The sequence below is a fragment of the Tropicimonas sp. TH_r6 genome, from assembly GCF_033101155.1.
Classification (GTDB): domain Bacteria; phylum Pseudomonadota; class Alphaproteobacteria; order Rhodobacterales; family Rhodobacteraceae; genus Tropicimonas.
Genome location: NZ_JAWMPX010000003.1, coordinates 127719 through 154225, shown reverse-complemented (window position 1 = coordinate 154225; position 26507 = coordinate 127719). Strand labels below are relative to the sequence as shown.

Annotated in this window: 28 protein-coding genes; 11 read left to right on the top strand and 17 right to left on the bottom strand. The window is 63.8% G+C overall.

Annotated elements, in window-relative coordinates:
- Window positions 1-286 precede the first annotated feature (286 nt).
- The 4 genes from R3X27_RS04775 to R3X27_RS04760 all read left to right on the top strand — a co-directional run bounded on the left by R3X27_RS04775 (window position 287) and on the right by R3X27_RS04760 (window position 5997).
- Window positions 287-2143: an ABC-F family ATP-binding cassette domain-containing protein gene (locus tag R3X27_RS04775; protein WP_317707828.1), complete on the top strand. Its 1857-nt coding sequence runs from the start codon at window positions 287-289 to the stop codon at window positions 2141-2143.
- Window positions 2144-2531: 388 nt separating this feature from the next.
- Window positions 2532-3371, top strand: coding sequence for an alpha/beta hydrolase (locus R3X27_RS04770; RefSeq protein ID WP_317707688.1), 840 nt, complete (start codon window positions 2532-2534; stop codon window positions 3369-3371).
- Between the two features lie 22 nt (window positions 3372-3393).
- Window positions 3394-4374, top strand: a complete 981-nt coding sequence (locus R3X27_RS04765; RefSeq protein ID WP_317707687.1) for a threonine/serine dehydratase — start codon at window positions 3394-3396, stop codon at window positions 4372-4374.
- Between the two features lie 402 nt (window positions 4375-4776).
- Window positions 4777-5997: a polysaccharide pyruvyl transferase family protein gene (locus R3X27_RS04760; protein WP_317707686.1), complete on the top strand. Its 1221-nt coding sequence runs from the start codon at window positions 4777-4779 to the stop codon at window positions 5995-5997.
- Between the two features lie 248 nt (window positions 5998-6245).
- Here the strand turns inward: R3X27_RS04760 and R3X27_RS04755 are convergent, their stop codons facing one another.
- From R3X27_RS04755 to R3X27_RS04730, 6 genes are all read right to left on the bottom strand, one after another.
- A complete protein-coding gene (locus R3X27_RS04755; RefSeq protein ID WP_317707827.1) occupies window positions 6246-6641 on the bottom strand; it encodes a GNAT family N-acetyltransferase in 396 nt (131 codons plus the stop codon).
- A gap of 50 nt (window positions 6642-6691) precedes the next feature.
- Window positions 6692-7336, bottom strand: a complete 645-nt coding sequence (locus R3X27_RS04750; RefSeq protein ID WP_317707685.1) for a phosphoribosylanthranilate isomerase — start codon at window positions 7334-7336, stop codon at window positions 6692-6694.
- A 4-nt stretch (window positions 7337-7340) separates the two neighbouring features.
- Complete coding sequence (locus tag R3X27_RS04745; protein WP_317707684.1) at window positions 7341-7706, bottom strand: LapA family protein; 366 nt, start codon at window positions 7704-7706, stop codon at window positions 7341-7343.
- A gap of 13 nt (window positions 7707-7719) precedes the next feature.
- Window positions 7720-8010, bottom strand: a complete 291-nt coding sequence (ihfB, locus tag R3X27_RS04740; RefSeq protein WP_317707683.1) for an integration host factor subunit beta — start codon at window positions 8008-8010, stop codon at window positions 7720-7722.
- Window positions 8011-8554: 544 nt separating this feature from the next.
- Window positions 8555-10042 carry a D-alanyl-D-alanine carboxypeptidase/D-alanyl-D-alanine-endopeptidase gene (locus tag R3X27_RS04735; RefSeq protein WP_317707682.1) on the bottom strand — a complete coding sequence of 496 codons (1488 nt, stop codon included), beginning with the start codon at window positions 10040-10042 and terminating at the stop codon, window positions 8555-8557.
- A gap of 328 nt (window positions 10043-10370) precedes the next feature.
- Complete coding sequence (locus tag R3X27_RS04730) at window positions 10371-10745, bottom strand: hypothetical protein (RefSeq protein ID WP_317707681.1); 375 nt, start codon at window positions 10743-10745, stop codon at window positions 10371-10373.
- A gap of 103 nt (window positions 10746-10848) precedes the next feature.
- On the opposite strand from R3X27_RS04730, the gene R3X27_RS04725 reads away from it, so the two are divergent.
- Window positions 10849-11616: an alpha/beta fold hydrolase gene (locus R3X27_RS04725; RefSeq protein ID WP_317707680.1), complete on the top strand. Its 768-nt coding sequence runs from the start codon at window positions 10849-10851 to the stop codon at window positions 11614-11616.
- 73 nt (window positions 11617-11689) lie between these two features.
- The gene (locus tag R3X27_RS04720) at window positions 11690-11965 is read left to right on the top strand and encodes a hypothetical protein (protein ID WP_317707679.1); all 276 of its coding nucleotides are present in this window, start codon (window positions 11690-11692) and stop codon (window positions 11963-11965) included.
- A gap of 50 nt (window positions 11966-12015) precedes the next feature.
- Here R3X27_RS04720 and R3X27_RS04715 read toward each other — a convergent pair whose 3' ends face one another.
- Window positions 12016-12198 (bottom strand): hypothetical protein, encoded by a 183-nt coding sequence (locus tag R3X27_RS04715; RefSeq protein WP_317707678.1) that lies wholly within the window; start codon window positions 12196-12198, stop codon window positions 12016-12018.
- A gap of 361 nt (window positions 12199-12559) precedes the next feature.
- Window positions 12560-13084, bottom strand: a complete 525-nt coding sequence (locus R3X27_RS04710) for a CBS domain-containing protein (protein ID WP_317707677.1) — start codon at window positions 13082-13084, stop codon at window positions 12560-12562.
- 208 nt (window positions 13085-13292) lie between these two features.
- On the opposite strand from R3X27_RS04710, the gene pth reads away from it, so the two are divergent.
- The 3 genes from pth to R3X27_RS04695 all read left to right on the top strand — a co-directional run bounded on the left by pth (window position 13293) and on the right by R3X27_RS04695 (window position 15514).
- Window positions 13293-13976 carry an aminoacyl-tRNA hydrolase gene (gene pth / locus R3X27_RS04705; protein ID WP_317707676.1) on the top strand — a complete coding sequence of 228 codons (684 nt, stop codon included), beginning with the start codon at window positions 13293-13295 and terminating at the stop codon, window positions 13974-13976.
- Window positions 13973-15052, top strand: coding sequence for a DUF2332 domain-containing protein (locus R3X27_RS04700; protein WP_317707675.1), 1080 nt, complete (start codon window positions 13973-13975; stop codon window positions 15050-15052). The genes pth and R3X27_RS04700 overlap by 4 nt, the downstream gene beginning before the upstream one ends.
- Before the next feature lie 63 nt (window positions 15053-15115).
- Window positions 15116-15514 carry a DUF2237 domain-containing protein gene (locus R3X27_RS04695; protein WP_317707674.1) on the top strand — a complete coding sequence of 133 codons (399 nt, stop codon included), beginning with the start codon at window positions 15116-15118 and terminating at the stop codon, window positions 15512-15514.
- Window positions 15515-15630: 116 nt separating this feature from the next.
- Here R3X27_RS04695 and trpB read toward each other — a convergent pair whose 3' ends face one another.
- The 4 genes from trpB to fabA all read right to left on the bottom strand — a co-directional run bounded on the left by trpB (window position 15631) and on the right by fabA (window position 19717).
- On the bottom strand, window positions 15631-16863 hold the full coding sequence (trpB, locus tag R3X27_RS04690) for a tryptophan synthase subunit beta (RefSeq protein WP_317707673.1): 1233 nt from the start codon (window positions 16861-16863) through the stop codon (window positions 15631-15633).
- Between the two features lie 286 nt (window positions 16864-17149).
- Window positions 17150-17938, bottom strand: a complete 789-nt coding sequence (locus R3X27_RS04685) for an enoyl-ACP reductase (RefSeq protein ID WP_317707672.1) — start codon at window positions 17936-17938, stop codon at window positions 17150-17152.
- Window positions 17939-17945: 7 nt separating this feature from the next.
- Window positions 17946-19175, bottom strand: a complete 1230-nt coding sequence (locus R3X27_RS04680; RefSeq protein WP_317707671.1) for a beta-ketoacyl-ACP synthase II — start codon at window positions 19173-19175, stop codon at window positions 17946-17948.
- A 29-nt stretch (window positions 19176-19204) separates the two neighbouring features.
- Window positions 19205-19717, bottom strand: a complete 513-nt coding sequence (fabA, locus tag R3X27_RS04675; protein ID WP_317707670.1) for a bifunctional 3-hydroxydecanoyl-ACP dehydratase/trans-2-decenoyl-ACP isomerase — start codon at window positions 19715-19717, stop codon at window positions 19205-19207.
- 176 nt (window positions 19718-19893) lie between these two features.
- On the opposite strand from fabA, the gene irrA reads away from it, so the two are divergent.
- Complete coding sequence (gene irrA, locus R3X27_RS04670) at window positions 19894-20310, top strand: iron response transcriptional regulator IrrA (RefSeq protein ID WP_317707669.1); 417 nt, start codon at window positions 19894-19896, stop codon at window positions 20308-20310.
- Window positions 20311-20673: 363 nt separating this feature from the next.
- Here irrA and R3X27_RS04665 read toward each other — a convergent pair whose 3' ends face one another.
- Both R3X27_RS04665 and R3X27_RS04660 read right to left on the bottom strand, forming a co-directional pair.
- Window positions 20674-21789: a glycoside hydrolase domain-containing protein gene (locus R3X27_RS04665; protein ID WP_317707668.1), complete on the bottom strand. Its 1116-nt coding sequence runs from the start codon at window positions 21787-21789 to the stop codon at window positions 20674-20676.
- Between the two features lie 105 nt (window positions 21790-21894).
- The gene (locus tag R3X27_RS04660) at window positions 21895-22761 is read right to left on the bottom strand and encodes a hypothetical protein (RefSeq protein WP_317707667.1); all 867 of its coding nucleotides are present in this window, start codon (window positions 22759-22761) and stop codon (window positions 21895-21897) included.
- A 138-nt stretch (window positions 22762-22899) separates the two neighbouring features.
- On the opposite strand from R3X27_RS04660, the gene miaB reads away from it, so the two are divergent.
- Window positions 22900-24219, top strand: coding sequence for a tRNA (N6-isopentenyl adenosine(37)-C2)-methylthiotransferase MiaB (gene miaB, locus R3X27_RS04655; protein WP_317707666.1), 1320 nt, complete (start codon window positions 22900-22902; stop codon window positions 24217-24219).
- 36 nt (window positions 24220-24255) lie between these two features.
- On the opposite strand, the gene R3X27_RS04650 is transcribed toward miaB, so the two are convergent.
- The 3 genes from R3X27_RS04650 to R3X27_RS04640 are packed head-to-tail and all read right to left on the bottom strand — an operon-like array spanning window position 24256 to window position 26489.
- Entirely contained in the window at window positions 24256-25053 is a 798-nt protein-coding gene (locus R3X27_RS04650) for an ABC transporter permease (RefSeq protein ID WP_317707665.1), read from the bottom strand.
- On the bottom strand, window positions 25046-25813 hold the full coding sequence (locus R3X27_RS04645) for an ABC transporter ATP-binding protein (protein ID WP_317707664.1): 768 nt from the start codon (window positions 25811-25813) through the stop codon (window positions 25046-25048). Before R3X27_RS04645 ends, R3X27_RS04650 begins: the two co-directional genes overlap by 8 nt.
- Window positions 25797-26489, bottom strand: a complete 693-nt coding sequence (locus tag R3X27_RS04640) for an NAD(P)H-binding protein (RefSeq protein WP_317707663.1) — start codon at window positions 26487-26489, stop codon at window positions 25797-25799. Before R3X27_RS04640 ends, R3X27_RS04645 begins: the two co-directional genes overlap by 17 nt.
- Between the last annotated feature and the right edge of the window lie 18 nt (window positions 26490-26507).

Genomic DNA, 26507 nt, shown 5'->3' with positions numbered 1-26507 from the left:
ATCTATTTCAGACTTGCTTAGGGTAAAGTGCTGACCTCAACCGGTGCGGCGCTATCCCACGGGCAGGCGCTGGCACGGCTCGGGTCGCACTCCTTTGCAACCGCAGCGAAAGGCATCTCAGTCCGCCAACAAGACAATAGATCAACAGAGTCCGGACGGTTTTCGAATCTGACCTACGCCAGCGCCGACCATCGATAGGATTTCCAGGCAGATCGCCACCGTGCCAGATCGCACCACCCTGCCGCTTGCCATTGACGCGCCGCTCCGGCTGGGGCAGAGGCACGCCATGCTCAGGCTCTCCGATATCTCCTATTCCGTCGACGGTCGCCCGCTGATCGAACACGCCTCCGCCGTGATCCCCACCGGCCACAAGGTCGGCCTTGTGGGCCGCAACGGCACCGGCAAGACCACGCTGTTCCGGCTCATCAAGGGCGAGTTGACGCTCGAAACCGGATCTATAGAACTGCCGCGCGGGGCGCGAATTGGCGGCGTCGCGCAGGAGGTTCCTGGCAACGAGGTCTCGCTGCTCGACACGGTGCTCGCGGCGGACGTGGAACGCGCGTCCCTGCTGGCCGAAGCCGAGACCGCGACCGATCCCGGGCGTATCGCCGAGGTACAGACACGGCTCTCCGATATCGACGCCTGGTCCGCCGAGGCGCGCGCGGCTTCGATCTTACGAGGGCTCGGTTTCGAAACCGAGCAGCACGCCATGCCCTGTTCCGCTTTCTCTGGCGGCTGGCGGATGCGCGTGGCGCTGGCGGCGGTTCTCTTTGCCCGCCCCGACCTGCTGCTGCTCGACGAGCCGACCAACTATCTCGACCTCGAAGGCGCGCTCTGGCTGGAAAACTACCTCACCCGCTACCCGCATACCGTCCTCATTGTCTCCCACGACCGGGCGCTGCTTAACCGCTCTGTCGGCGCGATCCTGCATCTCGAGGACCGCAAGCTCACGCTCTATCAGGGTCCCTACGACACGTTCGCCGAGACCCGCGCGGCCCGCATCGCGGCCGCCGAGAGCGAGCGCAAGCGACAGGAGGCGCGGCGGGCGCATCTGCAAAGCTATGTCGATCGGTTCCGCTACAAGGCCGACAAGGCCCGGCAGGCGCAATCCCGGATCAAGGCGATCGCGCGGATGAAGCCGATCTCGACGCCGCAGGAAGCCGCCCTGCGCCGCTTCACCTTCCCCGAACCCGAGGAGCTTTCGCCCCCAATCATCGCCACCGAGGGCGCTGCCATCGGCTATGGCGAAACGACCATCCTCAGCCGGTTGAGCCTGCGGGTCGACCAGGATGACCGCATCGCGCTTCTGGGCAAGAACGGGGAGGGCAAGTCGACCCTGTCGAAATTCCTCTCCGGGCGGCTGGAGGCACAGAAAGGGCGGATCAACAGGGCCAACAAGCTGCGCGTCGGCTATTTCGCCCAGCATCAGGTGGATGAGCTTTTCATCGACGAGACTCCGTTGGAGCATCTGCGTCGCCTGCGTCCTGATGAGACGCCGGCAAAGCTGCGTTCCCGGTTGGGCGGGTTCGGCATTGGTGTGGAGCAGGTCGATACGGTCGTTGCAAAGCTCTCGGGCGGGCAGAAGGCGCGGCTCTCGCTGATGCTGGCCACGCTGGACGCGCCGCATCTGCTGATCCTCGACGAGCCGACGAACCATCTCGATATCGAGAGCCGCGAGGCGCTGGTCGAGGCGCTGACGGCGTATTCCGGTGCGGTGATTCTGGTCAGCCACGATCTCCACCTGCTGACCCATGTCGCGGACAGGCTTTGGTTGGTTTCGGAGGGACGGGTTCTGCCTTTCGAGGAGGATCTGGACGCCTATCGGCGGATGTTGCTGGAACGGGAAAAACCGGAGCGTCCGAAGGCCGAACTGCAACCGAAGCGGACCAGCCAAGCCCGGGTTCTCGAGTTGAGATCGGATGTCAGGAAATGCGAGCAACGGCTTGAAAAATTGACGGAAATGCACACCACGCTTTCTGATCGTCTGGCCGATCCGGCGGTGTATGATGAATCGAACCGTGACAAGCTTGATCTCTGGCAGGGCAAATTTGCCGAAGTGGAATCGGCGATGGAACGGGCCGAAACGCTGTGGATGGAGGCCGTAGAGCGGTTGGAGGAAGCCCAGGCCGAGACACGCGGCTAAGTCTTTGAAAATACTTCAAGGCGAGCCCGCAGAAAAGGCCGAAATGATCGCGCAATTATCGCGAGGCATCCGGTGACAGTTGAGGCCCCGCATCGCCCTTTCCGTCTGACGGAATTGATCCTCCCAAGGCTGCAATCGGGCGGAGGGCTCGGGACTTCCATTGAAAGGTGCCGGATTGCGAGACCGGGGGGCGCACCCTGCCAAGGCTGGCGCCAATGCTTCCTTTCTGGTGCCGCAACCGGCGGAGATGCTTGCAAGCGAGGATTTCGAGCTACCGAAGCGCATAAGAGCAGCCATTTCCATCCTGCAGCCGCTATGCCAGACTCTGAAATGCGGGACGTCCGGTTCCGTGTGTCCTTGCTGATCTTGCGAAAGCGGTGCGCCTGCCATGACCGATCACTTCATCACGGAAGACGGCCTCAGTCTGGCCTTTGACGATCAGGGCTCAGGCCATCCGCTTCTCTGCCTGGCCGGGCTGACGCGCAACATGGATGATTTCGCGCCAGTCGTCGCAGGTTTCGCCGGCACAGCCCGAATCCTGCGCCTCGACAGTCGGGGGCGCGGCCGGTCTCAACATGATCCGGACTTTCACAATTACAACATCGCGCAGGAAGCGCGGGATGCTATTGCCCTGCTTGATCATCTTGAGCTTGAGACAGTCTCCATTCTCGGGACCTCTCGGGGAGGATTGATCGCCATGGTGCTGGCCGCGAGCCACCCGGAGCGGATCCATGGCGCCATCCTCAACGATATCGGACCGGCTGTCGAAGAGCGGGGACTCTCCGAGATCATGGCCTATCTCGGACAAAAAACTGCCTTTCGGAGCCATGACGAGGCCGTCAGAGCGCTTCCGTCGGCGATGTCCCCGGCTTTCACCGATGTCCCCGAGGCAACCTGGCGCGCCTTTTCCGAGGCGCTCTGGAGCGAGACTGCTGAGGGTCTGGAGCTGCGCTACGATCCGGCCCTGCGCGATGCGATCGTGGCACAGAGCTCGGAAGAGGGTGCGGTGCCGGATCTCTGGCCGCTCTACGACGCGTTGGCGACCCGACCTATTGCTCTGATCCGGGGTGAAAATTCGAACATTTTGTCCCGGGAGACCGCCAAGGAGATGCACCGACGCCAACCAGCGCTTGTCCTTGCGGAGATTGCCGGGCGCGGGCATGTTCCCTTTCTGGACGAGCCCGCCGCGCAGGCGGTGATCGCCGACTATCTCGACCGCGTTGGATAACGCCTCCAGAGGACCGAAAGACATGGATATCGACAGGATCGAAGCGGCTGCCACGCGGGGTGCCGGGAGGGTGCGGCATACCCCGTTGCTCTCCTCGCCCTTTCTGGACGAGATTGCCGGGCGCCAGGTCTTCGTGAAAGCCGAATGCCTGCAGCATACAGGCTCTTTCAAGTATCGCGGCGCATGGTCGGCACTCTCGGCGTTGCCTGAAGACACGCGGGGCGTCATTGCCTTTTCTTCGGGCAATCACGCGCAGGGCGTGGCTCTTGCCGCCCGGCAGCACGGGCTGCCGTCGGTGATCGTCATGCCGGCGGATGCGCCGGCCCTCAAGCGCGCCAACACGGCGGCGCTTGGGGCTGAGGTTATCCTCTATGATCGGGCGAAGGAGGATCGCGACGCGATCGGCGAGCGGCTCGCGGAGGAGCGCGGATTGGCGCTGATCCGGCCTTTCGACGATCCGCAGGTGATTGCGGGGCAGGGGACCTGCGGTTTGGAGATTGCCGAACAGGCTACCGAAGCCGGGATCGACAAGGCGACCGTCCTGACCTGCTGTGGCGGTGGCGGTTTGACGGCAGGAATCGCCCTCGCGCTGGAGGCGCGGGCAAAGGGACTGCGCGTTCGTCCGGTCGAGCCGGCGGATTCAGATGATGTGGCGCGCTCGCTTGTGGCGGGCCGGCTGCTGCGCAACGAGGTCCAGAGCCGATCCGTGTGTGACGCCATTGTCACGCCGGCGGCCGGAAAACTCACCTTCCCGATCCTGCAACGCCTTTGCGGGCCGGGGCTGACGGTCACGGACGAGCAAAGCCTGCGCGCCGTGGCGCTGGCCTTCCTGCGGCTGAAGATCGTCGTTGAACCCGGTGGGGCCGTTGCGCTGGCAGCAGCCCTGTTCGGCGGGCAGGAGCTGGACGAGGGGCCGGTGATCTGCACCGCAAGTGGCGGCAATGTGGATCCCGGAATCTTCGGCCGCGCGCTGGAGGAAATGTCCGGGCTGGATGGGGTCTGAGCCGAACGGGGACGTTCGAGCGCGGCGCTGGATCGAACGATTGCGCGGTGGGAGCAACCACGTGTTCATTTTCGTGTTGGCGGTGCCGATCCGCGCCAACCACTCGCGCTGCTGCTGTTGCAGGTCCCGGGGAATAAGCGAACTTTCAACGCCGCCGAAAAAGAGGACAATTTACTGGACTACCCGGCGCAGCACATCGTCGATCCTCCCGGCACCGGCCGCCAATTCGTCCGGATGTGTCTCCCGCCCAAGCCCACCGAGCAAAAACTTCCTACCGAAGTTCAAGTCAGCTTCCAAGCCGCTCTGGAAATCTCAGCCATGGCCGCGTAATTAACAAAAACCGCCTCCGAAGAACTCGAGGCGGCTCGGCTCAGTGCTTGGGACATGTCCAAAGGGATTCTAATGACACATTGGCAGGTTTCGGCGATTGGAGCATTTGATCGGTTCAATTACGGCGATGTGCTTTTTGCGAAAGTCGCCGAGCATATGCTTTCGCAGCATTTTCCGGACGCTGATGTCGCGTTCTATGCACTGCGGGCGGCGGACCTGCAGGGAGAAGGCGGTGTGGTCACCGAGCCGCTCAGCGCGCTTTACAGAAAGCAGACGCCGCCCGACCGACGCCATTTGGTCATGCTGTGCGGCGGAGAACTTCTGGCGCCGACCTGGGCGCAGATGGCGGAACATCTGGTGGGTCACAATTTCAGCCTGCAGATGAAACGGCTGCACAGCAAGACAGGGCATTCCAATTGGACCTGGTTCTGGCGGCGATTCTATGGGTGCTCCAATTTGCAACCCTGGACGATCGATCCGGACGATATGAAGGACCCGGACCGGGTTTCTGTTGTCTACAATGCGGTTGGTGGGACCAGCACGTCCGCACTTTCGCCGCAGGAACTGGCGTGGCAAACACGCGCTCTTCGAAAAGCTGCATGGATCAGCATACGGGATGAAATCGTCGCGGGTGCGGTTGTGGAGCGTGGCTTGCCCACCCCGCGGGTTGTGCCGGACAGTGCCGTTGTCATGGCGGCGCTCCTGTCCGAAGCCGAGACACTGGCCGCCCGCCAGAAGGCGGTTGAGATTGCCGGGCTGTCGTCGGCACCCTATCTCTGCTTCCAGGCGGCCGAACGCTGGGCACGTGGCCACGAAGACGAACTGGTCGACGCCCTGCGCCGGGTCCACGACGAAACCGGCTTGAATGTCCTGTCATTCGCCATTGGGCGCGCTGCGGGACATGACGACCATGTGACATCACTACGGTTGCTGGATCGACTGAGCGGAGAAGACTGGTTCGGCATTGTCGATCAGCCCCTGACGGTAAATGAAACCATGGGCCTGATCGCGGGTTCGCAATGTTATGTCGGCACCTCTCTGCATGGTTTCATCACGGCATTCGCCTTTGGACGGCCGCGGGTCGGGTTGATGCCCCATCTGGAGAAGTTGATTGGCTTTCGCGACGCCTGGGATCTTGCTGAAATGCCGGCAGGAATGGAATTCTCTCAGATCCCCGATGGCGTGAAAACCGCAATGAGCCTTGATTCCGGGCTGCAAAGTCAGAAGGCCGCGACCGCTGATCAGGCGTATCGTCAGAGCTTTGCCGAGATGATCTCCGTGCTGCAACGGTAATTGGCCTACCCGTGGGATGTGGGCATATCCAATTGGCGAGATGTGCGCCGGTCGATCAGATCAACAACACTGATCGATACGGCGTCGGGCGGTGTCGGCTCGGCCGAAACGCCCGGTGTGTCAGTGGAGATTGAGGGCCGTCAGAGGGCGGGCGCCATACGGCAGCGCTGGCTCCTTCCGGTTCAATACCGGATTTTTTCCCGCCGCCCGATGCGCAAGGCGTGACCCGGGCCGCTCGCAGATCCGCCTCAGTCCAGTCCTTTTTTGAAGCCGACATGGGTCGGCGCGTAGCCGAGACTCGTGTAGAAATCATGCGCCCGCTTGCGTGCCGAGTTCGAGGTGAACTGCACCAATGTGCAGCCGCCCGCCCGCGCGCGCGCTTCGACATCCGCCATCAGAGCCGCACCGATCCCCTGACCGCGTCGATCCGCAGCGACCCGAACGGATTCCAGTTGCGCCCGCCGCGCTGCCCGGAGCGACAGGCCGGAGATTATCGTCAATTGGTAGGTCGCCAAGACCGTCCCATCCGTTTCGCCGACGATCAGGAGATTGCTGCCCTCCGCCTGCATGGCTTCGAATGCGGCGAGATAGCGAGCCAGGTCGAGGCCTTCCCGACCTTTCCCAAGCATGTCATCGGCGAGCATGGCGACGATCGCGGGCACATCCTCCGCCCGCGCCTCCCGCCATAGGAGTGTCACGACTGGGCTGCCACGACGAATGCGGAAATCCGGGCGCTGTCTTTTTCACCGGGGGCTGCTTCAACACCCGAAGAGACATCGACCTGCCGCGCCCCAGTCAGGTGCACCGCATCGCGCACATTTGCTGGCGTCAGCCCGCCGGCCAGCATCCAGGGCACCGCCCAGCGACGCCCGGCGATCAGCCTCCAGTCGAAGGCAAGCCCGTTGCCGCCCGGCAGACCGCCATCCTTCGGCGGCTTGGCATCAACCAGCAATTGGTCGGCTACGCGCGAAAACTCGACCAGTTTCGGAAGGTCCGACTCATCCGCGATCCCGACGGCTTTCATGATCGGAAGACCATAGCGTGCCCGCAATGCGGCCACGCGCTCGACGCTCTCGGCACCGTGGAGCTGGAGCATGTCCAGCGGAACCGCCTCGATGATCCGATCGAGCTCGGCATCCGAGGCATTCACGGTCAGGGCCACCTTGGCCAGTCCGGCGGGCGCTTCCAGTGCGAGTGCTTTCGCGGTGTCGATATCCAGGTTACGCGGCGATTTCTTGAAGAAGACGAAACCGGCATAGGCCGCCCCGGCCTCAACCACGGCGGCAAGATCCTGCGGCCGGGTCAGGCCGCAGATCTTCACTCGAATGTCGGAGGACATCGCGTCAGCCCGCCTTGCGCTTGGGTGCCTCTTCAAGGATCGCAAGAACGTCGTCCTTGCCCTTGTTCTTCTCGGCCTTGAGCTCGGTCACCTCGCGGTGGAGCTTCTTGACCTGGCGCTGGCGCTTAGAGACCTCGGAGCGGTGCTTGCTCTCGCGAATCCATTCCAGCAGGTAGCCCAGCAGCAAGCCGATGGCCACGAAGCCGAGCGCGACGATGAAGAGCGGCAGCTCAATGGTGAAGTTCCAGCCTGCCAGATCGGCCAGCGGTGTGGGCAGAACAGTCAAGGTAACGGAGCCGCGATTGGCCATGGACACCACGACGAGCCCGGCCACGATCAGCCCGACAAACAGGTAACGGATGTAACGCATCTTGGCGCCCCTCTCAGCTTTCCTCGATGCCGTTCAGCCGGTCCCTAAGGAGCTTTCCGGTCTTGAAGAACGGCACATGTTTTTCCTCCACATCCACCGCTTCGCCGGTGCGTGGATTCCGTCCCGTCCTCGCATCCCTTTTCTTCACAGAAAAGGCGCCGAAACCGCGCAGTTCGACCCGGTCGCCCCGCGCCATTGCATCGATGATCTCTTCGAAGACCGTATTGACGATCTTTTCCACGTCGCGCTGGAAAAGATGCGGGTTCTCCTCGGACAGGATCTGGATCAGTTCGGATCGAATCATGTTTCTCCCCCACAACCGCGCAAAAACCGGCGGTGCACTGTTCGTGTCATTCGCCCGACTATACGGCATTTTTAGAGTTCTGGAATGCAAAAGGGCGGCCTGTGGAGTGGATTTTTGTCTGTAACGCCCCGGAAAAAGGCAAGAAAAATGGAAGGTTCTGCTTGAGAAGGCGGCACAAGGCTGTTGGGGCGTCCAAAGGAGCGTGTCGAATCGCATCTGAGGAGGAGCGATTCTCTTTCGCTGTTTCGGGGACGGGACGAGAGCATCGGGCCGTTTCGGCAAGGGCGAGGGCACCCGCCGTTGACTGGTTGGTGACGAAGTGGGCCGGTCTCAGGCAGAACACGTCCGCGTTGGGTCGCGTCTGCGCGACGATGTTCGGTAGGTCCATCAATGCGTTGCGCGCGCCCGCCGGCGGTCGCGCAAAGTACGTTTCCGCACCGCGCCGAGCGGGACAGGTTCTGTCAGTGGAGGACCGTGAGACTCATCCCGGGGAAGACGTCTCAGGCTTCATCGACGGGGATTCCGCAAACGACACCGCCGGGGATCAGGCGCTGTAGACGCCGCTCCAGCGGTCGATCAATTGCAATTGCAATCTGCGCGCCCGCGCGACCCAGCTTGACATGCCGTCGGGCCGCTCGCGTTGTGCGCGCGTGAGCGCCTCGCGGCGGGGCACATCGGCGACGAATGTCGCGAAGGCGAGCCGGCGTCCGTCCGGCTGGACAGCGTACCCGGCCAGGCCGGAGACAAAGTTCAATGTGCCGGTCTTGGCGAGAATCTTCACCGGATAGTTCGCTATCGGACGGCCTTTGGTATCTTTCATGCGGATGGACTTGAGCAGCGGTTCGAGATCATGGCGCGGACCGAGTGTCACGAGGGCGCGGACCATGTCCTGCGCCGAGATGCGGCTGTCTCCGCCGAGACCGGAGTGATCGATCAGTGCAGGCCCGGTGGTGGCGGAAGTCGGCCCCGGCTCGCCGGCCACGAGGCTACCCGTGCCGACACTGCCCATAGCGCTGCCGAGCGCCGGCGCGACGCTGGCAGCGCCGCCAATCTCGCTTCCGACCCAGTCGCACATGCGCCCGGCGGAGGCGGTCAGCGTGTCCGGACGCGGACCGGCAGCGGCACTGGCCGCCAGTCCCACCGCCTCGGCGGTCAGGTTGGTCGAGTATTTCAGCATCCCGCGCACCACTTCGCGCAGATCCTCGCTCTCGACCCGGGCCAGTTCCTGCCCAGTGGGCAAAGCCGCGCTCAGCCGCGCGGCCGGCAGCGTGATGCCAAGGCTGCCAGCCAGAATCTGGAAGACCTCGGCCGTGTACGCGGTCGGCTTGCGGACGGGGAGCCAGCGCGCGCCATCCGTTCCAAGCGCGCCGGAGGCAACGGTCCAGCGATCGATATCGCCGGCATCCTCATAGGTATAGATCGGGTATTTGCGCCGCACGATTTCCATTCGCGACACGCGTACGTCCGGCCGGCGGTTCGCGGAGCGGGCGTCCATCGCGACGTTCCAGCCGGAGCCGGATTTCCGCCATTCGAAATGGACCCGGTTGAAATTCAGGTTCAGCCCGGAGACCGCCGGGTTGTAGCCGACCTGATCGGGCTGTCCGGGGTCGATGGAATGCAGGTTCGGAAGCGCCGCGTCCCAGGTCAGGAAATCGCCTTCGACCTTTGAGATGCCGCTGGCCTTGAGCTGGCTTGCGAGCTCGGCCAGCCTGTCTGTATCGAGCGTCGGATCGCCCGAGCCCACAAGCACAAGATCGCCTTTCAGGACCCCCGCCTCGACCGGGCCGGTTGCAACAAGGCGCGTCGCGAAACGATGGTCCGCGCCGAGCCGTTCCATTCCATAGAGCGCCGTCAATGCCTTGGCGACGGAGGCCGGGGGAAGGGGCAGTTCCGGGTTCATGCCCTCCAGCATCTCGCCGGTCTCGGCATCGGCCACGGCAAAGCCGACCGACGTAGCGCCCAGCTTTGCACGGGCGACCAGGGTTTCGGCAGACGGATAGAGCCGTGCCCCCGGATTGCCCGGCCGCGGCATGGGACGCAGCGAGCGTGTCGGCGGTTCGGCAAGCGCGGGCAACGCCAGGCAGCTGGCCCCTGCGACAAGTCCGGTGAGAAGCCGACGACGGTTCGGCGAGAAGTGGCTTTTTGACATGAAGCGGAGAAAAGCAAACTGCGCCCGCCCCGGCAAGCAAAAGCCCATCGGTTTCACCGAATTGTCAGCTGACGCGCGTGATCGAGACGGGGTCGTGGCGCGGATATTCGCGCGGCCCGGACGTACAATCACAAGTAGAATCAGGCAATACGGGGCGCTGCGCGCTCAACAGCACGGTTCCGTTGGGGATCTCGGGCCCCAAGCCGAGACCCTAAACCCGTCCCGTCATCACCAGCCAGATCACCCAAGCCGCGAAAACCAGCAGGATATTGAACATCAGCGGCGCGAGAATGCCGAGGAAACGGCCGATCAGACGGTCGCGGGGGTCGATGGTCTTCAGGAAGCCGCGCAGGCTTTCCTGCGCGCGTCCGACACGAGCCAGGTCGATCTGCCGGCGCAGCTTGGGGTTGTCCCAGAGCTGCTCCATCTCGACGAGGAACCGCACTTCGCGCTTGAGGCTGCGCGGCAGCGTTCCCGGGGCTCGCCGGAGCTTGGTCGCCAACCGGTCCTTCCCGCGCACGCCGAGCTGCTCGCGCCACAGCTGGGCGAGTTCGGCATTGGTTTCGGGCAAGGGGCGTTCGGTCATGGGGCTCCTTCTAGAGAGTTTCGAAAAGGAGGTGAAGCGCCCGCTTGCACCCCGACGCGAAACCGGGAAAGAAACAGGTAATCCCGTCACTGGAGTGTTCCCGATGCTAGCCACCTATCGCCAGGGTCCCGAGGAGGGCCACCCACTGCTGATCGTCCACGGGCTATTCGGCTCGGCGCGAAACTGGGGTGTGCTTGCCAAGCGCCTCTCGACGGACCGTCCGGTGATCACGGTGGATATGCGCAATCATGGCGAGAGCTTCCGCGCCGAAGCCAATGGGTATGCAGATATGGCGGCAGATCTCGCTCAGGTGATCGAGGTCAATGGCGGGCAGGCGGATCTGCTGGGCCATTCCATGGGCGGCAAGAGCGCCATGGTATTGTCGCTGACCCGGCCGGAACTGGTGCGCCAGATGATCGTGGCCGATATCGCGCCGGTCGCCTATTCGCACACGCAGCTACATCTCATTCAGGCGATGAAGGAGCTGAAGATCGAGGGGCTCCGGAGCCGAAGCGAGGCCGATGCCGCCCTTCAGGAGCATGTCGCGGAAAGTGCCATTCGCGCCTTCCTGCTGCAATCGCTCGACCTGAAATCCGAAGCCCCGCGCTGGCGGCTCAATCTCGATGTGCTGGCCGAGGAAATGTCGAAGATTCTCGGCTGGCCGGAAACCGAGGGGCGCTACGAAGGACGAGTGATGTTCCTCTCCGGCGGCGCCTCCGACTACGTGCTCCCGGAACACCGCGAAAAGATCCGCGGACTCTTTCCGACAGCCCGTTTCGTCAAGATCCCGGGGGCAGGCCACTGGCTGCACGCCGAAAAGCCCCGAGAGTTCGAATCGACCGTTGCGGCGTGGCTGAATGCAATAAATTGATCCATGTTAAGGACTCAGTTTGTCGAATTGTGCTAGCAGGTCGTTAGTGGATCAGCCGAAAGGGGAGGATAGGATGATCACACTGGACGACATGGAGGACATGTGCTGCCTGGATCGGGACCAGATTTCCGCCATCGCAGAGAGCCAGAGTATCAGCGTGGTCGAGGCGACCATGCTGGGCGAATACCTTATGCATATCCACAAGGGCGCGCAAAAAGTGCATCAGATGATTTGCGACGACATGCGTATGGCGATGCACAGGGATGACCTTGCCCACGCAAAGGACCTTTTCCGCACGCTTCAGCACTTCATGAAGGACCATCCGGAGGCGGCGCGCGGCGTTGCATGAGTGATCAGATCAGGCTGTTTTCGGGAGATGCCCCCGAGGCGGGACTTCGTTCACTCCTTGAGGAGTTCCTTCGCAATCAGCCGGGCAATCGGCCAGCCGAGCACAAGCCCGGCAATGATCGCGATCACGATCGCCTTGGCGGAGACGAAGCCCAGTGTGAGGGCGGCCACGATGCCAATGCCCATGATGACCGTAGAGGCGATGGCGTGCAGCAATAGGGTCAGTCTGAACATCGGGCCGGCCTGCCTTTGAAATGTAACCACGCGCCGCCGGGTAGCAGCCCGGGGGCTTTGGGTCGTTGATCGTGATCAAGCGGAAGGAAGCTCCGTAGCGGCTTCGTCGCGAGTTCGTGCCAATGTCAGGCGACCGCATCGTTCCCGCTGGTCTCCTTGCGCGCAGTCAGATCCGTCCGGCCTGCCCATTCCGTTTTCCGGCACTCATAAGTGCAGGATGGCCCGAGGCCGCGGTGCGAACCGTCTCCTTCCTTGTTCGGGAGACTCGAAAGCCGCGCATCAAAAAGGGCCGCACTGCCATCGCTGCGCGGCCCGTTGGTCTTGTCGGATGCTTCCTTGTCCCGGTAGGACGCAAGCGCCTTCAGCCGACAATCATCTGCTTGAGCTTCAGCGCCTCATATTCCAGCTCCCTCAGGCGGAACTTGACCACGTCGCCGATCGAGATCAGTCCGGCGATATGCTCGCCATCCAACACCGGCACATGGCGGAAGCGCCCTTCGGACATCGTGTGGAGAATCTCCAGCACCGGCGTTTCGGAGGTCACTGTCACGACTTCCCGCGTCATGAGCTGTTCGGCACATGTGTTGTCGGGGTCCTCGTCGGGATGAGTCGCGAATCCCATCACGAGGTCACGCTCGGTCAGCATGCCGACAAGATGCCCGTTCTGATCTTTCACCACAACCGAGCCGATCTGGTGGTCATACATGACCCGCACAACGTGCCGGATCGTGTCGGCCGGGCGCACGGAGACGACCTCGTGCCCCTTGTCCGCAAGGATATTCTCCGCCGTTCCCTTCGACGCATTCGCCACGGACGCTTCCACAGATTGGCTGTGGGTATGTGGGTTCTCGTGGCCGAAATGCGGGGTTTTCTTCTTCGATACCATGTGTGTCGTCTCTCGCTGCCTGTCGGTCGCGGGGAGCGAAATCTCCCCTTCGCGTACAGTTTAGCCTCTCCGCCCCTCGTTTCCCCAGTGTAAATTTCGAATTGCGGCATTGCAGCGTACGAAAATGTCTTCTGCACCTGCGCGGGCTGGAAATCGCGCCCGGTTCGCGGCATGAGGGGGCAACTGAACGGGAAACGGAGACTGCGCGGTGCAACTTTTTGTCGGCCTCGGCAATCCGGGCGCGAAATATGCCCGAAATCGGCACAATGTCGGTTTCATGGCTTTGGACCAGATCGCCTCTGATCACGGGTTCGGACCCTGGCGCGGCAAGTTTAAAGGCGCGCTCTCGGAGGGCCGCTTCGGCTCGGACCGCGTGATGCTGCTCAAGCCGGAGACCTTCATGAACCGCTCCGGCCAGTCGGTCGGCGAGGCGATGCGCTTTTTCAAGCTGGAGCCGGGCGACGTGACCGTCTTCCATGACGAACTGGACCTCGCGCCGGGCAAGCTGCGCGTGAAACAGGGCGGTGGCCATGCCGGCCATAACGGGCTGCGCTCGATCCATGCCGCCATCGGGCCGGAATACCAGCGAATTCGTATCGGCATCGGCCATCCCGGCCACAAGGATGCGGTCTCCGGCTATGTGCTGCGCGATTTTCCCAAGGCGGATGCGGACTGGCTCGACGACCTGCTGCGCGGCATCGGCGACGGAGCGCCACAGCTCGCGGCGGGCGATGCCGGCAAGTTCATGAATGCGGTAGCGTTGCGGGTGAACCCTCCGCGCTCCTCGACCAGCAAGCCGAAAGAAGCGCAGACGCCAGCCGACTCCACGCCCGAGGCCCAGGAAGGGGACAGCCGCAACCCGCTGCAGAAGCTCGTGGACCGCTTCCGGTGAAGCGCGCCGAGGCGGTCCGCGCGTCCTTCGCCGAGCAGGCACCGACCATGGAGCGGCTCGGCTCGCCCTTCATGGCCCGGCTGATGCGGCTGCTGGCGGCGCGGCTCGCGTCCGGGACGCCGGTGACGGATCGTGTGCTCTCCTGGCCGGGGGACCCGCGCGCCGGAGCCGACAATCTCTCCATGCGGCTTGCCGGAGGGTTGCATGCGCTGGTCATTTCGGGCGCAGCTCCTGAACTGGCCGCTGTCTATCCGCCGCAGGAGGTCGATGACGAAACGCTGTGGCGCGCCGTTTCGGCGGCCTTCGAAAGTAGGTCCGAACAAATCTTCCCCTGGCTCGACCGCCCGCCTCAGACCAACGAGATCCGCCGCGCCGCCGCCGTTATCCCGGCGATGCATCTTGTCGCTGGGGCGACCGGCCTGCCGCTGGCGCTTTGGGAGATCGGCTGTTCGGCCGGGCTAACCCTGCGCGCGGAGGCTTTTCGCCTCGACGCGGAGGCGGTGTCTTTCGGCCCGCCCGAAGCCGATTTGCGCCTCGCACCGGACTGGCAGGGATTGCCCCCGGTTCCGGCGGCGCTTGACGTGATCGAACGGCGCGGTGTCGATCTTGCGCCGATGGATCCGGTCGACCCCGTGCATCGCCTGCGCTTGCTCTCTTATCTCTGGGCCGATCAGCCTGACCGCCGCGCGCTGACCGAGGCCGCCATATCGCTGGCCGCACGCTTGCCCGCGCGGCTTGACCGGTCCGACGCGCTTGACTGGCTGGCAGAGTGGCTGCCGCAGCGCCCGCGCGGCGCAGTGACCTTCCTGTTCCACACGATAGCCTGGCAATATCTGCCGCCCGAGGCCCGTGCCCGGGGCGAGGCGCTGATCGCGGCCGAAGGCGCGCGCGCGACCCGAGAGGCACCACTGGCCCGGTTCAGCATGGAAGCCGATGGCGGCACGGATGCAGCGCTCACGCTCCAGCTCTGGCCCGGCGAGATTTGCCTGCCGCTCGGCCGCGCCGATTTCCACGGGCGCGCCGTGACCTGGACGGCGGAGCCGGGATGTCTCGACGGAACTGTCCCGACCCCCTGAGATCATTTGCAGAATGCGCGCGCCCGGCTATCTTGTCAGGGAACAGGAAAGAGGCCGCGCGACATGGAAAAAGACCCGTCCACCAATATCATCGGCAGCGATTTGTTGCCCTGCTCGAACGATCCGCTGACCGGCTTTTTCCGCGACGGGAGCTGCAATACCTGCGACGCGGATCAGGGGAGCCACACTGTTTGTGCGGTGATGACCGCCGAGTTCCTCGCCTATTCGAAATATGTCGGCAACGACCTGTCGACACCGCGTCCCGAGTTTCGTTTTCTGGGTCTGAAGCCGGGCGATCACTGGTGCCTCTGTGCCGGCCGTTTCCTGCAGGCGCATGACGAGGGGTGCGCGCCGAAGGTCGACTTGCTGGCGACCCATGTCCGCGCGCTGGAGATCGTGCCGCTGGAGGTGCTCTATACCCACGCCCATTCAGGCAGTGGTCCCGTCGAAGGCGACGGCTGAGACCGCGTCTGCCATGGGGTCAAAGGTAGAACCGCCGGCTTTCCCCTCCGGACCCGTGCAGGTCCGATAGAGGAAGGATCGGAGGTGCGCCCCCGATCCAACCCCCTGCCGGAGTGTCAGTCGCTCTCGCCCATATCGACATTGAGCGCACGCGCGACAGTGAAGATATCCTTGTCGCCCCGACCGCACATGTTCATGCAGATGATGTGGTCTGCGGGCAGTTCCGGTGCGATCTTCACCACATGGGCCAGCGCGTGCGACGGCTCCAGCGCCGGAATGATCCCCTCCTGCTCGCAGCAGAGCTGGAAGGCGGCCAGCGCCTCCTTGTCGGTGATCGAGACATATTTCGCCCGGCCGATATCGTGCAGCCAGGAATGCTCCGGCCCGATGCCCGGATAGTCGAGCCCGGCCGAGATCGAATGGCCTTCGAGGATCTGCCCGTCATCGTCCTGCAGCAGGTAGGTCCGGTTGCCATGCAGCACGCCGGGCCGACCGCCGGTCAGCGAGGCGCAATGCTCCATCTTCTCGTTGACGCCGTGACCGCCCGCCTCGACGCCGATAATCCCGACCTCCTTGTCGTCCAGGAAGGGATAGAACAGGCCCATCGCGTTCGAGCCGCCGCCAATGGCCGCGATCAGCGTGTCGGGCAGACGGCCCTCGCGTTCCAGCATCTGCGCCTTGGCTTCCTTGCCGATGATGCACTGAAAGTCGCGGACCATTGCCGGATAGGGGTGTGGCCCGGCAACCGTGCCGATGCAGTAGAACGTGTCGCGAACGTTGGTCACCCAGTCGCGCAGCGCGTCGTTCATCGCGTCTTTCAGCGTGCCACGCCCGGAGGTCACGGGGATCACCTCGGCGCCGAGCAGCTTCATACGGAACACGTTCGGCGCCTGCCGTTCGACATCGGTCGCGCCCATATAGACGATGCATTTCAGCCCGAACTTGGCACAGACCGTCGCTGTCGCCACGCCATGCTGGCCGGCGCCCGTCTCGGCGATAATACGTGTCTTGCCCATGCGACGTGCGAGGATGATCTGGCCGAGAACGTTGTTGATCTTGTGCGCGCCGGTGTGGTTGAGCTCGTCGCGCTTGAGATAGATCTTCGCGCCGCCGAGATGATCGGTCAGCCGGTCGGCGAAATAGAGCGGCGAGGGACGACCGACATAATGCGTCCACAGGTCGTTCATCTCGGCCCAGAAGCTCTCATCCGTCTTGGCGTATTCGTACTGCGCCTCGAGATCGAGGATCAGCGGCATCAGCGTCTCGGAGACAAAACGCCCGCCAAACTTCCCGAAGCGCCCCTTCTCGTCGGGTCCGCTCATGAACGAATTGAAAAGATCTTCGGCCATTGATGTCCTCGTTTCTGACGCCGCCCCGACGGACAGCCCGCGCGACCCTACACAAAGCCTCGGTCGGGGAAAATCCCCTGCACGAGGCAATCAACGAAAATTGTGGAAAGGCTGCGGTCGCAAACAGGTCCGGGAGTTGATGCAAGGGGCCGATAGACGACATTGGATTTGAGCACTGACTGGCGCGGCTTGGATTGGGTTTCATAGAAACCGCAGCGAAGGTCCGGCCTGTTTGCAAACCGGACACCGGGGCCGAAAATCGTCCTGCCGTCCCCGGGTGTCGCCGTCAGAGATTGTCCGGCTGCGGCATCCCGAGCACGTGATAGCCGCCATCGACATGGATGATCTCGCCCGATGTACAGGCGCCGGCATCGGAAGCCAGGTAGACCGCCGTGCCGCCGACCGCGTCCAGCGTTGCATTGGCGCGCATCGGCGCGTTGGCATTGGTGTGGCGGAATGTGGATCTGGCACCGGAAATCGCGGCTCCGGCCAGGGTTTTCATCGGCCCCGGCGAGATCGCGTTGACGCGGATCTGGTCCGGGCCGAGATCGTTGGCAAGATAGCGCACCGTCGATTCCAGCGCCGCCTTGGCCACGCCCATCACGTTGTAATAGGGGGTGACGCGGTTGGAGCCCTGATAGGTCAGGGTCATGATCGCACCACCAGCCGACATCATCGGGGCTGCCCGGCGCGCAACATCGATCAGCGAATAGCAGGAGATGGTAAGCGAGTTGCGGAAATTGTCGCGGCTGGTGTTGATGAATCGCCCGCCCAGCTCGTCCTTGTCCGAAAAGGCGATGGCGTGCACGAGGAAGTCCAGCTTGCCCCACTTCTCCCTGAGTGTCGCGAAGGCGGCGTCGAGCGAGGTGTCGTCGGTCACATCCACATCGATCAGGATATCCGAGCCGACCGATTCCGCGAGCGGCGCGACGCGCTTGCCGAAGGCTTCGCCCTGGTAGGAAAAGGCGAGCTCCGCCCCTTCCGAGGCCATCGCCTTGGCAATGCCCCAGGCAATGGAGCGTTCATTGGCAACACCCATGACAAGCCCGCGCTTGCCCTTCATCAAATCAGCCATGACTGGTCTACCCGTCGAATTTGGACAGCAGCATGGACCCGTTGGTCCCGCCGAAGCCGAAGGAATTGGTCATAACGGTGTCGAGCCCGGCGGACTCGACCAGCGAGGTCGCGATCTCCTCCGGCTTCAGGGCCGGGTCGAGTTCGGTGACGTTGATCGACGGCGCGATGAAATCGTTCTTGAGCATCAGCAGGCAGAACACGGCCTCCATCGCCCCCGCAGCACCCTGCGCATGGCCGGTCATCGACTTGGTCGAGGAAACCGGCGGCGTCGTGCCTTCCCCGAAGACCCGGCGCACGGCTTCGATCTCGCCGACATCACCGACCGGGGTCGAGGTGCCATGGGCGTTGATATAGCCGACCTTGCGGCCCTCGGGCAGCGTCTCCAGCGCCAGGCGCATCGCCCGCTCGCCGCCCTCGCCGGAGGGGGCGACCATGTCATGGCCGTCGGAGGTGGCAGCGAAACCGGTGACTTCCGCGTAGATCTTTGCGCCGCGCGCCTTGGCATGCTCCAGCTCTTCGAGCACGACGATGCCGCCGCCGCCGCCGATGACGAAACCATCGCGCGTGGCGTCGAAGGCCCGCGAAGCGGTGGTCGGGGTGTCGTTATACTTGGAGGACATCGCGCCCATGGCGTCGAACAGGCAGGACAGCGTCCAGTCCAGTTCCTCGCCGCCGCCGGCGAACATCACGTCCTGCTTGCCCATCATGATCTGTTCGGAGGCAGAGCCGATGCAATGCAGCGAGGTCGAGCAGGCCGAGGTGATGGAATAGTTGATGCCCTTGATCTTGAAGGCCGTGGCGAGGTTGGCCGAGATCGTGGAGGACATGCATTTCGGCACCGCAAAGGGGCCGATGCGCTTGGTCGCGCCGGTCTTGAGCACCGATTGATGCGCCGTCAGCATGGCCGAGGTCGAGGGGCCGCCCGAACCGGCGATCAGGCCGGTGCGGGTGTTGACGATGTCGCTCTCCTCAAGCCCGGAATCCGCGATCGCCTGTTGCATGGCGATATGCGCGAAAGCTGCGCCCGCGCCCATGAAGCGCAAGCTCCGCTTGTCGATAAGATCGGCAGGCTTGATGTCGAGCTTGCCCGAAACCTGGGAGCGGAACCCGTGTTCGGCCATCGTCTCGTCGAAGGAGATGCCGGAGGTGCCGGCCTTCAGGTTGGCGGTGACTTCTTCGGCGGAAGTGCCGATGGGCGAGACGATGCCCAGCCCGGTGACGACGACGCGACGCATATTGGTTTCCCCCAGGGATCGTTTTCGGATCAGGATTCGGCTTCGGCCAGGCCAACCTTCAGCCCGGTCACGTTGTAGATTTCCTCGCCATCGGCGAAGACCTTGCCATTGGCCACACCCAGCTTGAGCTTGCGGTCAATGATGCGGGTGTAGTCGATATTGTAGGTGATCACCTTCGTGGTCGGACGGACCATGCCGGAGAACTTGATCTCGCCTGCGCCGATGGCAAAGCCCTGGCCCTTCATGCCGCGCCAGCCGAGGCCGAATCCGGTCAGCTGCCAGAGCCCGTCCAGGCCGAGACATCCCGGCATGACCGGATTGCCGGGGAAGTGGCAGGGGAAGAACCACAGGTCCGGGTCGATATCGAACTCGGCCACGATATGGCCCTTGCCATGCTCGCCGCCATCCTCGGAGATCTCGGTGATCCGATCCATCATGAGCATCGGCGGTAGCGGCAGCTGGGCATTGCCCGGGCCGAACATCTCGCCGCGGCCACAGGCCAGCAGGTCTTCCTTCTCGAAATACGTCTTTCTTTCGGACATGTACCTGCCTCCCATTCGCCTGATCCGTGTGCTCCGCGCTCAGTATCACTGCGCGCGCGCGGGGTGCAAGGGGCGGCTTGGCGCGCGCGCGGTCGGGTGACGCTATCTGTTTTCGTTTGAAATTCAGATGGGAATGCGCATATTTTGTTCAACCGTCGGATTGCGGACAGGAACTCATGAGCGATCAGCAACAGAAACGCGTATCGGAATGGCTTGCACGCGGGGGGCTTCGGCCGACCCGGCAGCGCACGACGTTGGCTGGCCTGCTGGTGGGCGACGGCAAGAACCGCCATGTCACGGCCGAGAGCCTGTTCGAATCCACGCGCGACAGTGGCGACCGGGTGTCGCTCGCAACGGTCTACAATACGCTCAAGGCTTTCTGCGATGCCGGGCTGATGCGCGAGATCACGGTGGACGGGACGAAGAGCTATTTCGACACCTGCACCGAGGACCACCCGCATTTCTACTGGGAGGACAGCCAGTCCCTCTCGGACGCCCCTGCCTCCGAACTGGAAATCGCCCGTCTTCCGAAAATCCCGGACGGGGCGGAACTGGCCAGTGTCGACGTGGTGATCCGGCTGCGGCGGGTCTGAGTGGGATCGCCCCTCGCGGGGTTCGACGGCTTGACCAGATTGGGCGGTGTGTCGCGGCTTCCTTTTGGATGCTTTGATTTCGGTCTCGTCTGACGTTTGACCGGGCGCGATGAGCCGATAGGGGACGTTTCGGTCAAGCGCTTCTGGGCGCGGAATCAAGGCGAAGCCGCCGTGCCAGCGCCTGCCCGTCCCGGCGGGCTGGCGCTTTGTCACCCGCGCGCACCGCATTGAACTTCGTCGGGTTTGGCTGCGATAAAGTGCAGACCTCAATCGTACCAGCGCCATCCCACGGGCAGGCGTTGGCACAGCTAACGTTGCGCATGCAGCGAACGTCCCTTCTCTCCACATTCACGCCCGTCGGCTTCAGAATTTCGGCTGCTTGCACCCGCTTCGGTATCGCGGCATCTGCGAAAACGCGGCGAGATCGGCGTTCCGGCAATAGCCTTCGCCAATGCCATCTTCGTCGATATCCACCAACGCCCACTCGGCTTGCCGTTCGAGCACATGCACTGTCCGGGCGACGCAGGCATGGGTGACCGGCGTCCCGCCCGGCCGGTCCCGGACATGCGCCGTCAAATCGGTGACCCAGGCGCGGGCGGCGTGGATCGCGTCCAGCCGCGCGGGCAGGTAGATGCGGATCGTGCCGTCGGAATTGAACGCGCCGATGGAATTGCCGGCCGCCGGGTTGAGCATGTCGGTATCGATCACCACGGGCTGGCCCATATCCGCCGTCAGCGCACTCTTCGCCACATCGGTCTTGTTCTGGTAGAAGGTCCAGTCGCCGGAGTTCATGAAGTCCAGCGTCCCGGCCCAGGCCGGCGCCTCGGGCACCCAGTATTTCGTCGCCAGCGGTCGCGCCCGCCCATCGCCGCCCTTGCGCGCATAGAGCCTGTCGCGCAGCAACCGGCAGCGCGCGCCGGCCGCATAGACGCCGATCTCGAAGCGGTCGCCCAGCACGTCATTGAGCACCTGGAAATACTCGATCACCCCGGCATCGGTGTTCAGGCTCGCATCCGAATCCACACCGATATAGATCGCCGACCCTTCCGGCTGGCCGATCACCGCCATGCGGGCCGCGATGAAGGCGGCGTCCTGCACCGCCCGGGCGCCGGTATAGCGGTTCTGCGAGCGCCCCTCGTATTGATAGACCATGGCGACGGAGAAACCGTGCTCGTGCAACAGGTCGCGTTCGCGCCGCGTGATGTTCTTGCAGGTGATCCCGGCGTTGTTCTGGTCGGAATAGTAGCGGATGATCGTGTCGATCCCGTTCTCGCGCAGCCCGTCCAGAAAGCGGTGATTGGGGCGGGTGCAGGCATTGGCGCCATCGATATCCGTCGGCACTTCGTCTCGATCGAGAAAGGGTGCGTTGGAGAAATCGATAACGTGGATCCGCGTATCCGCATCCGCGATCCGCGACTGTCCGGGGCGCGCGACGAGCAGCGAGGCCGCGCCGGCAAGGAGGCTGCGTCTGTCAATCATGCCTATCGGTCCAATATCCGTTCGCGCACGGAGCGCACGCGTCCAATATCGGTCAGGATAGCATGATTTCGGCAGTTCCGGATATGGCGCGCTCGGATCGTGCGGTCAGAACCACTGCCCGGGCTCCATCAGTCCCAGCTCCATGAGCTGGCGCGAGGACCATTCGAACTGTTCCGAATTGTACCAGGTGAAGCTGTGGATGTCATAGGTCGAGCCGGGGTTCAGCTTGAGCGCCTTGGCTGTCCGGAACGAACAGACCGCCGCTGTCAGGTTGTGATGCCAGGGGCAGGAATAGGTGTTGAATTCCGGATCATTGAACGTGAAATCCTGTTGCAGCTTCAGCGCCGGTTTCGTACGAAAAAGCGAGATCCGGTCGATCCGCCGGCGGGATTTCGGCACATGCTCCTCGAAGCGCCAGCGCAATCCGCCGAAGAAGTCGAGCTGCCGCTCCTTCGGTCCGTCCTGACCGTTGCGCGCAAGGGCGAAATAGCCGGTCCGGTCGAGATAGGCCTCCTCCAGCGAAACCGCGTCGGGATTGGCATCGAAATCCGTCGCGTAGAGGTCGATGACGAAGGTCAGCATCGCGTCGCGCCGTTCCTCCGTGTGGAAGGCCAGCATCTCGCCGACGCTGCGATTCTCGCAGAAGGGGAAATGCAGGTACTCGGCGTTGTAGCAGTAATGCATCCACGTCCCCGGGGGCGCGGCGGCAATCAACCTGTTCATCGGCTCGGTCAACGCGTCGTCGCGATGCGGGTTGTTGGGGATGTAGTAGACATTGTCATGCAGCACGGTCGGCGGGCGCACGGTCGGTGCATGCAGCAGGATCGCGCTTCGGAAGCCGAGATTGAGCACATGTTCCAGCGTCGAGACCAGTTCCACCGCATCTTCGGCCAACACCACGGCAATTGGCCCCCTGGCCAGAACCTTCGGTGCGGCTTCCACGAGGAAATGGTTCAGATCCCGGAACTGCATGTCGTCTCCTGCTTGCCGCCGCGCGGCTCATGCGGGGCAAGTTACGGCCGGGCGGCGGGCCGCGCAATGGCTGGCGCGCGCCGTTGCGACTTGGCCGCGCTTGCGCTATGCCGCCCGGCAGCGATCAGGAGAGACCCGATGAGCGACACGCCGAAGAAGCTCTATATCAAGACCTATGGCTGCCAGATGAATGTCTATGACAGCGAGCGCATGGCCGAGGCCTTGGGCAGCAAAGGCTATGAGACGGTCGACAGCCCCGAAGCGGCGGACATGATCCTGCTCAATACCTGCCATATCCGCGAGAAGGCGGCCGAAAAGGTCTATTCCGAGCTGGGTCGGTACAAGCCGTTGAAGGCGGCCAATCCGGATCTCAAGATCGGTGTCGCGGGCTGCGTCGCGCAGGCCGAGGGCGAAGAGATCCTGCGCCGCCAGCCGATGGTCGATCTCGTGGTCGGCCCGCAGAGCTATCACCGCCTTCCCGAGATGGAGGCGAAGACGCAGCAAGGCGAGAAGGCGCTCGATACCGACTTCCCCGACGAGTTGAAGTTCGACCACCTGCCGAACCGGCCCAAGCCGAAGCGCGGCCCGACCGCCTTCCTGACGGTGCAGGAGGGCTGCGACAAGTTCTGTGCCTTCTGTGTCGTGCCCTACACGCGCGGGGCGGAAGCGTCCCGGCCGGTCTCCCGCATCCTGCGCGAGGCAGAGGGGCTGGTGGAGCAGGGCGTGCGCGAAATCACGCTCCTGGGCCAGAACGTCAATGCCTATCATGGGCAGGAGGGCGGCGAGGATTGGGGGCTGGCGCGGCTGATCCGCCGGCTGGCCGAGATCGACGGGCTGGACCGCATCCGTTTCACCACCTCGCATCCCAACGACATGGAAGACGACCTGATCGCCGCCCATGGCGATTGCGAAAAGCTGATGCCCTATCTGCATCTGCCGGTGCAATCTGGCTCGGATCGCATTCTCAAGCGGATGAATCGTGGCCATACAGCGGAAGACTATCTTCGCCTCATCGAACGCATCCGCGCCGCGCGGCCCGATATCCTGATGTCGGGCGACTTCATCGTCGGCTTCCCGGAGGAGACCGAAGCGGATTTCCAGGCGACGATGGATCTCGTTGAACAGGTCAATTACGGCCAGTGCTTCTCGTTCAAATACTCTGCCCGTCCGGGCACGCCGGCAGCCGAGCGCCCGCTGGTGGACGCCGTCGCCGCAGATGACCGGCTCCAACGGCTTCAGGCCCTGCTGACGCGCCAGCAAAAGGCCGCGCAGGACGCGATGGTCGGCCGCGAGGTGGGTGTGTTGTTCGAAAAGCCGGGTCGGCTCGACGGACAGATGGTCGGCAAGTCGGACCATCTCCACGCCGTGCATGTGCAGTGCGATCTGCCGACCGGGACATTGGCGCGCGTTCGCATCACCGAGAGCGGACCGAACTCGCTCGGCGGCGTGCTGGTCTGATCTGGCGCGAAGCAGGCCGCACCGGAGCGGCGGGTTTCAGACCCGCCAGCTCAGCAGCCGTTTCTCGATAGCCCCGATGACGGTGCTGACCACCACGCCGAGCAGGGACAGGATCACCACGCCCGCGAAGAGGCGCTCCAGATCGTAGAGCGAGCCGGCTTCGAGAATATAGGCACCAATGCCGTATTCTGCGCCCAGCATCTCGGCGGCGACCAGCAGGATGATGGCGATGGCCAACGATATGCGCAGACCGGACAGGATACCGGGCATCGCGCCGGGCAGCACGATCTTGCGCACGATGGAGAACCATCCCATGCCAAAACTCTGCCCCATGCGGATCAGCGTGCGGTCGACATTGTCCACCGCGCCATAGGTCGCCACGACCGTGGGGGTGAAGGTGCCGAAGGCGATCAGCGCGTATTTCGAGCCCTCGTCGATTCCGAACCAGATCACGAAGAGCGGCAGCAGCGCGATCTTGGGGATCGGGAAGAGGGCGGCGACGAGCGGGACAAGCCCGGAGCGGATGTAGGAGAAGAGGCCGATCAGGATGCCGGTCGACACGCCGACGGCAACGCCAAGCGAGGCGCCAACCGCGAGGCGGGTCAGCGAGGGGACGAGATGCTTGAAGAGCATGCCGGAGGTCCAGAGCTCGCCGAAAGTCGCCACCACGTCGGAGGGGCGGGGCAGGGTGAGCGCGGAGATCCAGCCTGTGCGCGTGCCCCATTCGGCCAGCAGCAGCAGCGTGACGAAGACGGCGAGCCCGACACCCCGGATAGCGACCGGGCGGAAGCCGCCGCCGCGGAAGGGGACAGGGCGGGTTTGTTGGTCATCCATGGAGCAGCTCCGCATCGGCCGCGCGGGCCTCTTCGCGCATCAAGGTCCAGAGATGTTCCTGAACCGCCTCGAGATCGGCATCCATGTGGATGCGCTCGGCCAGCGGCTTGTCCAGCGTGACGATTTCGCGGATGCGGCCGGGGCGGCGGGAGAGCACGGCGATGGAATGACCGAGCCGGACAGCCTCGGCGAGGTTGTGGGTCACGTAGACTGCAGTAAACGGGGCCCTGGTCCAGAGGCTGATGAGGTCTTCCATCAGCAGCTCGCGGGTCTGGGCGTCGAGCGCGGAGAGCGGCTCGTCCAGCAGCATCACGGCGGGGTTCACCGCCAGCGCGCGGGCGATGGCGACGCGCTGTTTCATGCCGCCGGAGAGCTGCTTGGGCAGCGCGTCGGCGAAATCGGAGAGGTTGGTGCGGGCGAGCACATCGGCCACGATCTCGTCGGCGCGGCCCGGCGGCAGGCGGTGCTCCTCCAGCCCGAGGCGGATATTGCCGGCGACTGTGCGCCAGGGCAGCAGGGCGAAATCCTGGAAGACATAGGTCAGCGGGTTGAGGCAGCCTTCGGGCGGCGCACCGACCTGGAGCACCTTGCCTTCCGTGGGCTGTTCCAGCCCGCCGATGATGCGCAGAAGCGTGGACTTCCCGCAGCCGGATGGGCCAACGAGACAGAGAATGCGGCCCGAGGGGATGTCGAGATCGATCCCCTCCAGCACGGGCAGGGCGTCATAGGCATGACGCAGCCCTTCAACGCGCAGATCCATCCGCGCTCCTTTCCTTCAAGGCGGCGAGATGGGCGCGGATATCGCGGTTCTGCCAGACCCCCCGCGCCTCGTTATGCAAGCCGGCATGGGACATGACCGCGCCGAGATCGCTATCGGTGAGGCCGAGCGTGGGGAAGAGGCGGAAGAGCGCTTCCAGCAGCCTTTTGGGCCAGAAACGGCCCTTGCCGGGCGCGGTCGGCACGATCAGGGCTGGGCGGAAGATCAGGTGGTCGTCCAGCGTGGAACCGGTCAGCACGTTCTCCGCCCGTCCCTTGACCAGCGCGAAGACAGCGCTGGCGGTCTGGTCCGGCGAGGCGCCGGCAGCGCCGTGCAGGCAGAGCCGAGCAGTCGGGTTGACCCGTTCCAGCGTTTCAACGAGGGCTGCGAGATAGCCGACGGTGATCTTCTCGTAGTCGTCGGGTGTGACCTGCGCCTGGTAGGCCGCAAGGCACCAGTGCACGATATCAGCCGTGGCGAGGAAGCCTTCCAGCGCGGAGAGATTGGTGAAGTCCTGATGCTGGATCTCTGTCAGATGGGCATCGGGCAGCCCGATCTCGCGCCGCCCGATAGAGATGACCTCGCCGATATCGGGGTCGGCGAGCGCGTGGCGCAGAACCTGGCCACCGACCATGCCGGTGGCCCCGAAGACCACCACCGTGGCCGATGATCGATCCATGCGCCGTTCCTTCTCAGC

Excerpts from the sequence above, each read along its gene's own strand:
- R3X27_RS04775 (WP_317707828.1), top strand. The coding sequence starts at position 287 with ATGCTCAGGCTCTCCGATATCTCCTATTCCGTCGACGGTCGCCCGCTG.
- R3X27_RS04770 (WP_317707688.1), top strand. The coding sequence starts at position 2,532 with ATGACCGATCACTTCATCACGGAAGACGGCCTCAGTCTGGCCTTTGAC.
- R3X27_RS04765 (WP_317707687.1), top strand. The coding sequence starts at position 3,394 with ATGGATATCGACAGGATCGAAGCGGCTGCCACGCGGGGTGCCGGGAGG.
- R3X27_RS04760 (WP_317707686.1), top strand. The coding sequence starts at position 4,777 with ATGACACATTGGCAGGTTTCGGCGATTGGAGCATTTGATCGGTTCAAT.
- R3X27_RS04755 (WP_317707827.1), bottom strand. The coding sequence starts at position 6,641 with ATGCTCGCCGATGACATGCTTGGGAAAGGTCGGGAAGGCCTCGACCTG.
- R3X27_RS04750 (WP_317707685.1), bottom strand. The coding sequence starts at position 7,336 with ATGTCCTCCGACATTCGAGTGAAGATCTGCGGCCTGACCCGGCCGCAG.
- R3X27_RS04745 (WP_317707684.1), bottom strand. The coding sequence starts at position 7,706 with ATGCGTTACATCCGTTACCTGTTTGTCGGGCTGATCGTGGCCGGGCTC.
- ihfB (WP_317707683.1), bottom strand. The coding sequence starts at position 8,010 with ATGATTCGATCCGAACTGATCCAGATCCTGTCCGAGGAGAACCCGCAT.
- R3X27_RS04735 (WP_317707682.1), bottom strand. The coding sequence starts at position 10,042 with ATGCCGCGGCCGGGCAATCCGGGGGCACGGCTCTATCCGTCTGCCGAA.
- R3X27_RS04730 (WP_317707681.1), bottom strand. The coding sequence starts at position 10,745 with ATGACCGAACGCCCCTTGCCCGAAACCAATGCCGAACTCGCCCAGCTG.
- R3X27_RS04725 (WP_317707680.1), top strand. The coding sequence starts at position 10,849 with ATGCTAGCCACCTATCGCCAGGGTCCCGAGGAGGGCCACCCACTGCTG.
- R3X27_RS04720 (WP_317707679.1), top strand. The coding sequence starts at position 11,690 with ATGATCACACTGGACGACATGGAGGACATGTGCTGCCTGGATCGGGAC.
- R3X27_RS04715 (WP_317707678.1), bottom strand. The coding sequence starts at position 12,198 with ATGTTCAGACTGACCCTATTGCTGCACGCCATCGCCTCTACGGTCATC.
- R3X27_RS04710 (WP_317707677.1), bottom strand. The coding sequence starts at position 13,084 with ATGGTATCGAAGAAGAAAACCCCGCATTTCGGCCACGAGAACCCACAT.
- R3X27_RS04695 (WP_317707674.1), top strand. The coding sequence starts at position 15,116 with ATGGAAAAAGACCCGTCCACCAATATCATCGGCAGCGATTTGTTGCCC.
- trpB (WP_317707673.1), bottom strand. The coding sequence starts at position 16,863 with ATGGCCGAAGATCTTTTCAATTCGTTCATGAGCGGACCCGACGAGAAG.
- R3X27_RS04685 (WP_317707672.1), bottom strand. The coding sequence starts at position 17,938 with ATGGCTGATTTGATGAAGGGCAAGCGCGGGCTTGTCATGGGTGTTGCC.
- R3X27_RS04680 (WP_317707671.1), bottom strand. The coding sequence starts at position 19,175 with ATGCGTCGCGTCGTCGTCACCGGGCTGGGCATCGTCTCGCCCATCGGC.
- fabA (WP_317707670.1), bottom strand. The coding sequence starts at position 19,717 with ATGTCCGAAAGAAAGACGTATTTCGAGAAGGAAGACCTGCTGGCCTGT.
- irrA (WP_317707669.1), top strand. The coding sequence starts at position 19,894 with ATGAGCGATCAGCAACAGAAACGCGTATCGGAATGGCTTGCACGCGGG.
- R3X27_RS04665 (WP_317707668.1), bottom strand. The coding sequence starts at position 21,789 with ATGATTGACAGACGCAGCCTCCTTGCCGGCGCGGCCTCGCTGCTCGTC.
- R3X27_RS04660 (WP_317707667.1), bottom strand. The coding sequence starts at position 22,761 with ATGCAGTTCCGGGATCTGAACCATTTCCTCGTGGAAGCCGCACCGAAG.
- miaB (WP_317707666.1), top strand. The coding sequence starts at position 22,900 with ATGAGCGACACGCCGAAGAAGCTCTATATCAAGACCTATGGCTGCCAG.
- R3X27_RS04650 (WP_317707665.1), bottom strand. The coding sequence starts at position 25,053 with ATGGATGACCAACAAACCCGCCCTGTCCCCTTCCGCGGCGGCGGCTTC.
- R3X27_RS04645 (WP_317707664.1), bottom strand. The coding sequence starts at position 25,813 with ATGGATCTGCGCGTTGAAGGGCTGCGTCATGCCTATGACGCCCTGCCC.
- R3X27_RS04640 (WP_317707663.1), bottom strand. The coding sequence starts at position 26,489 with ATGGATCGATCATCGGCCACGGTGGTGGTCTTCGGGGCCACCGGCATG.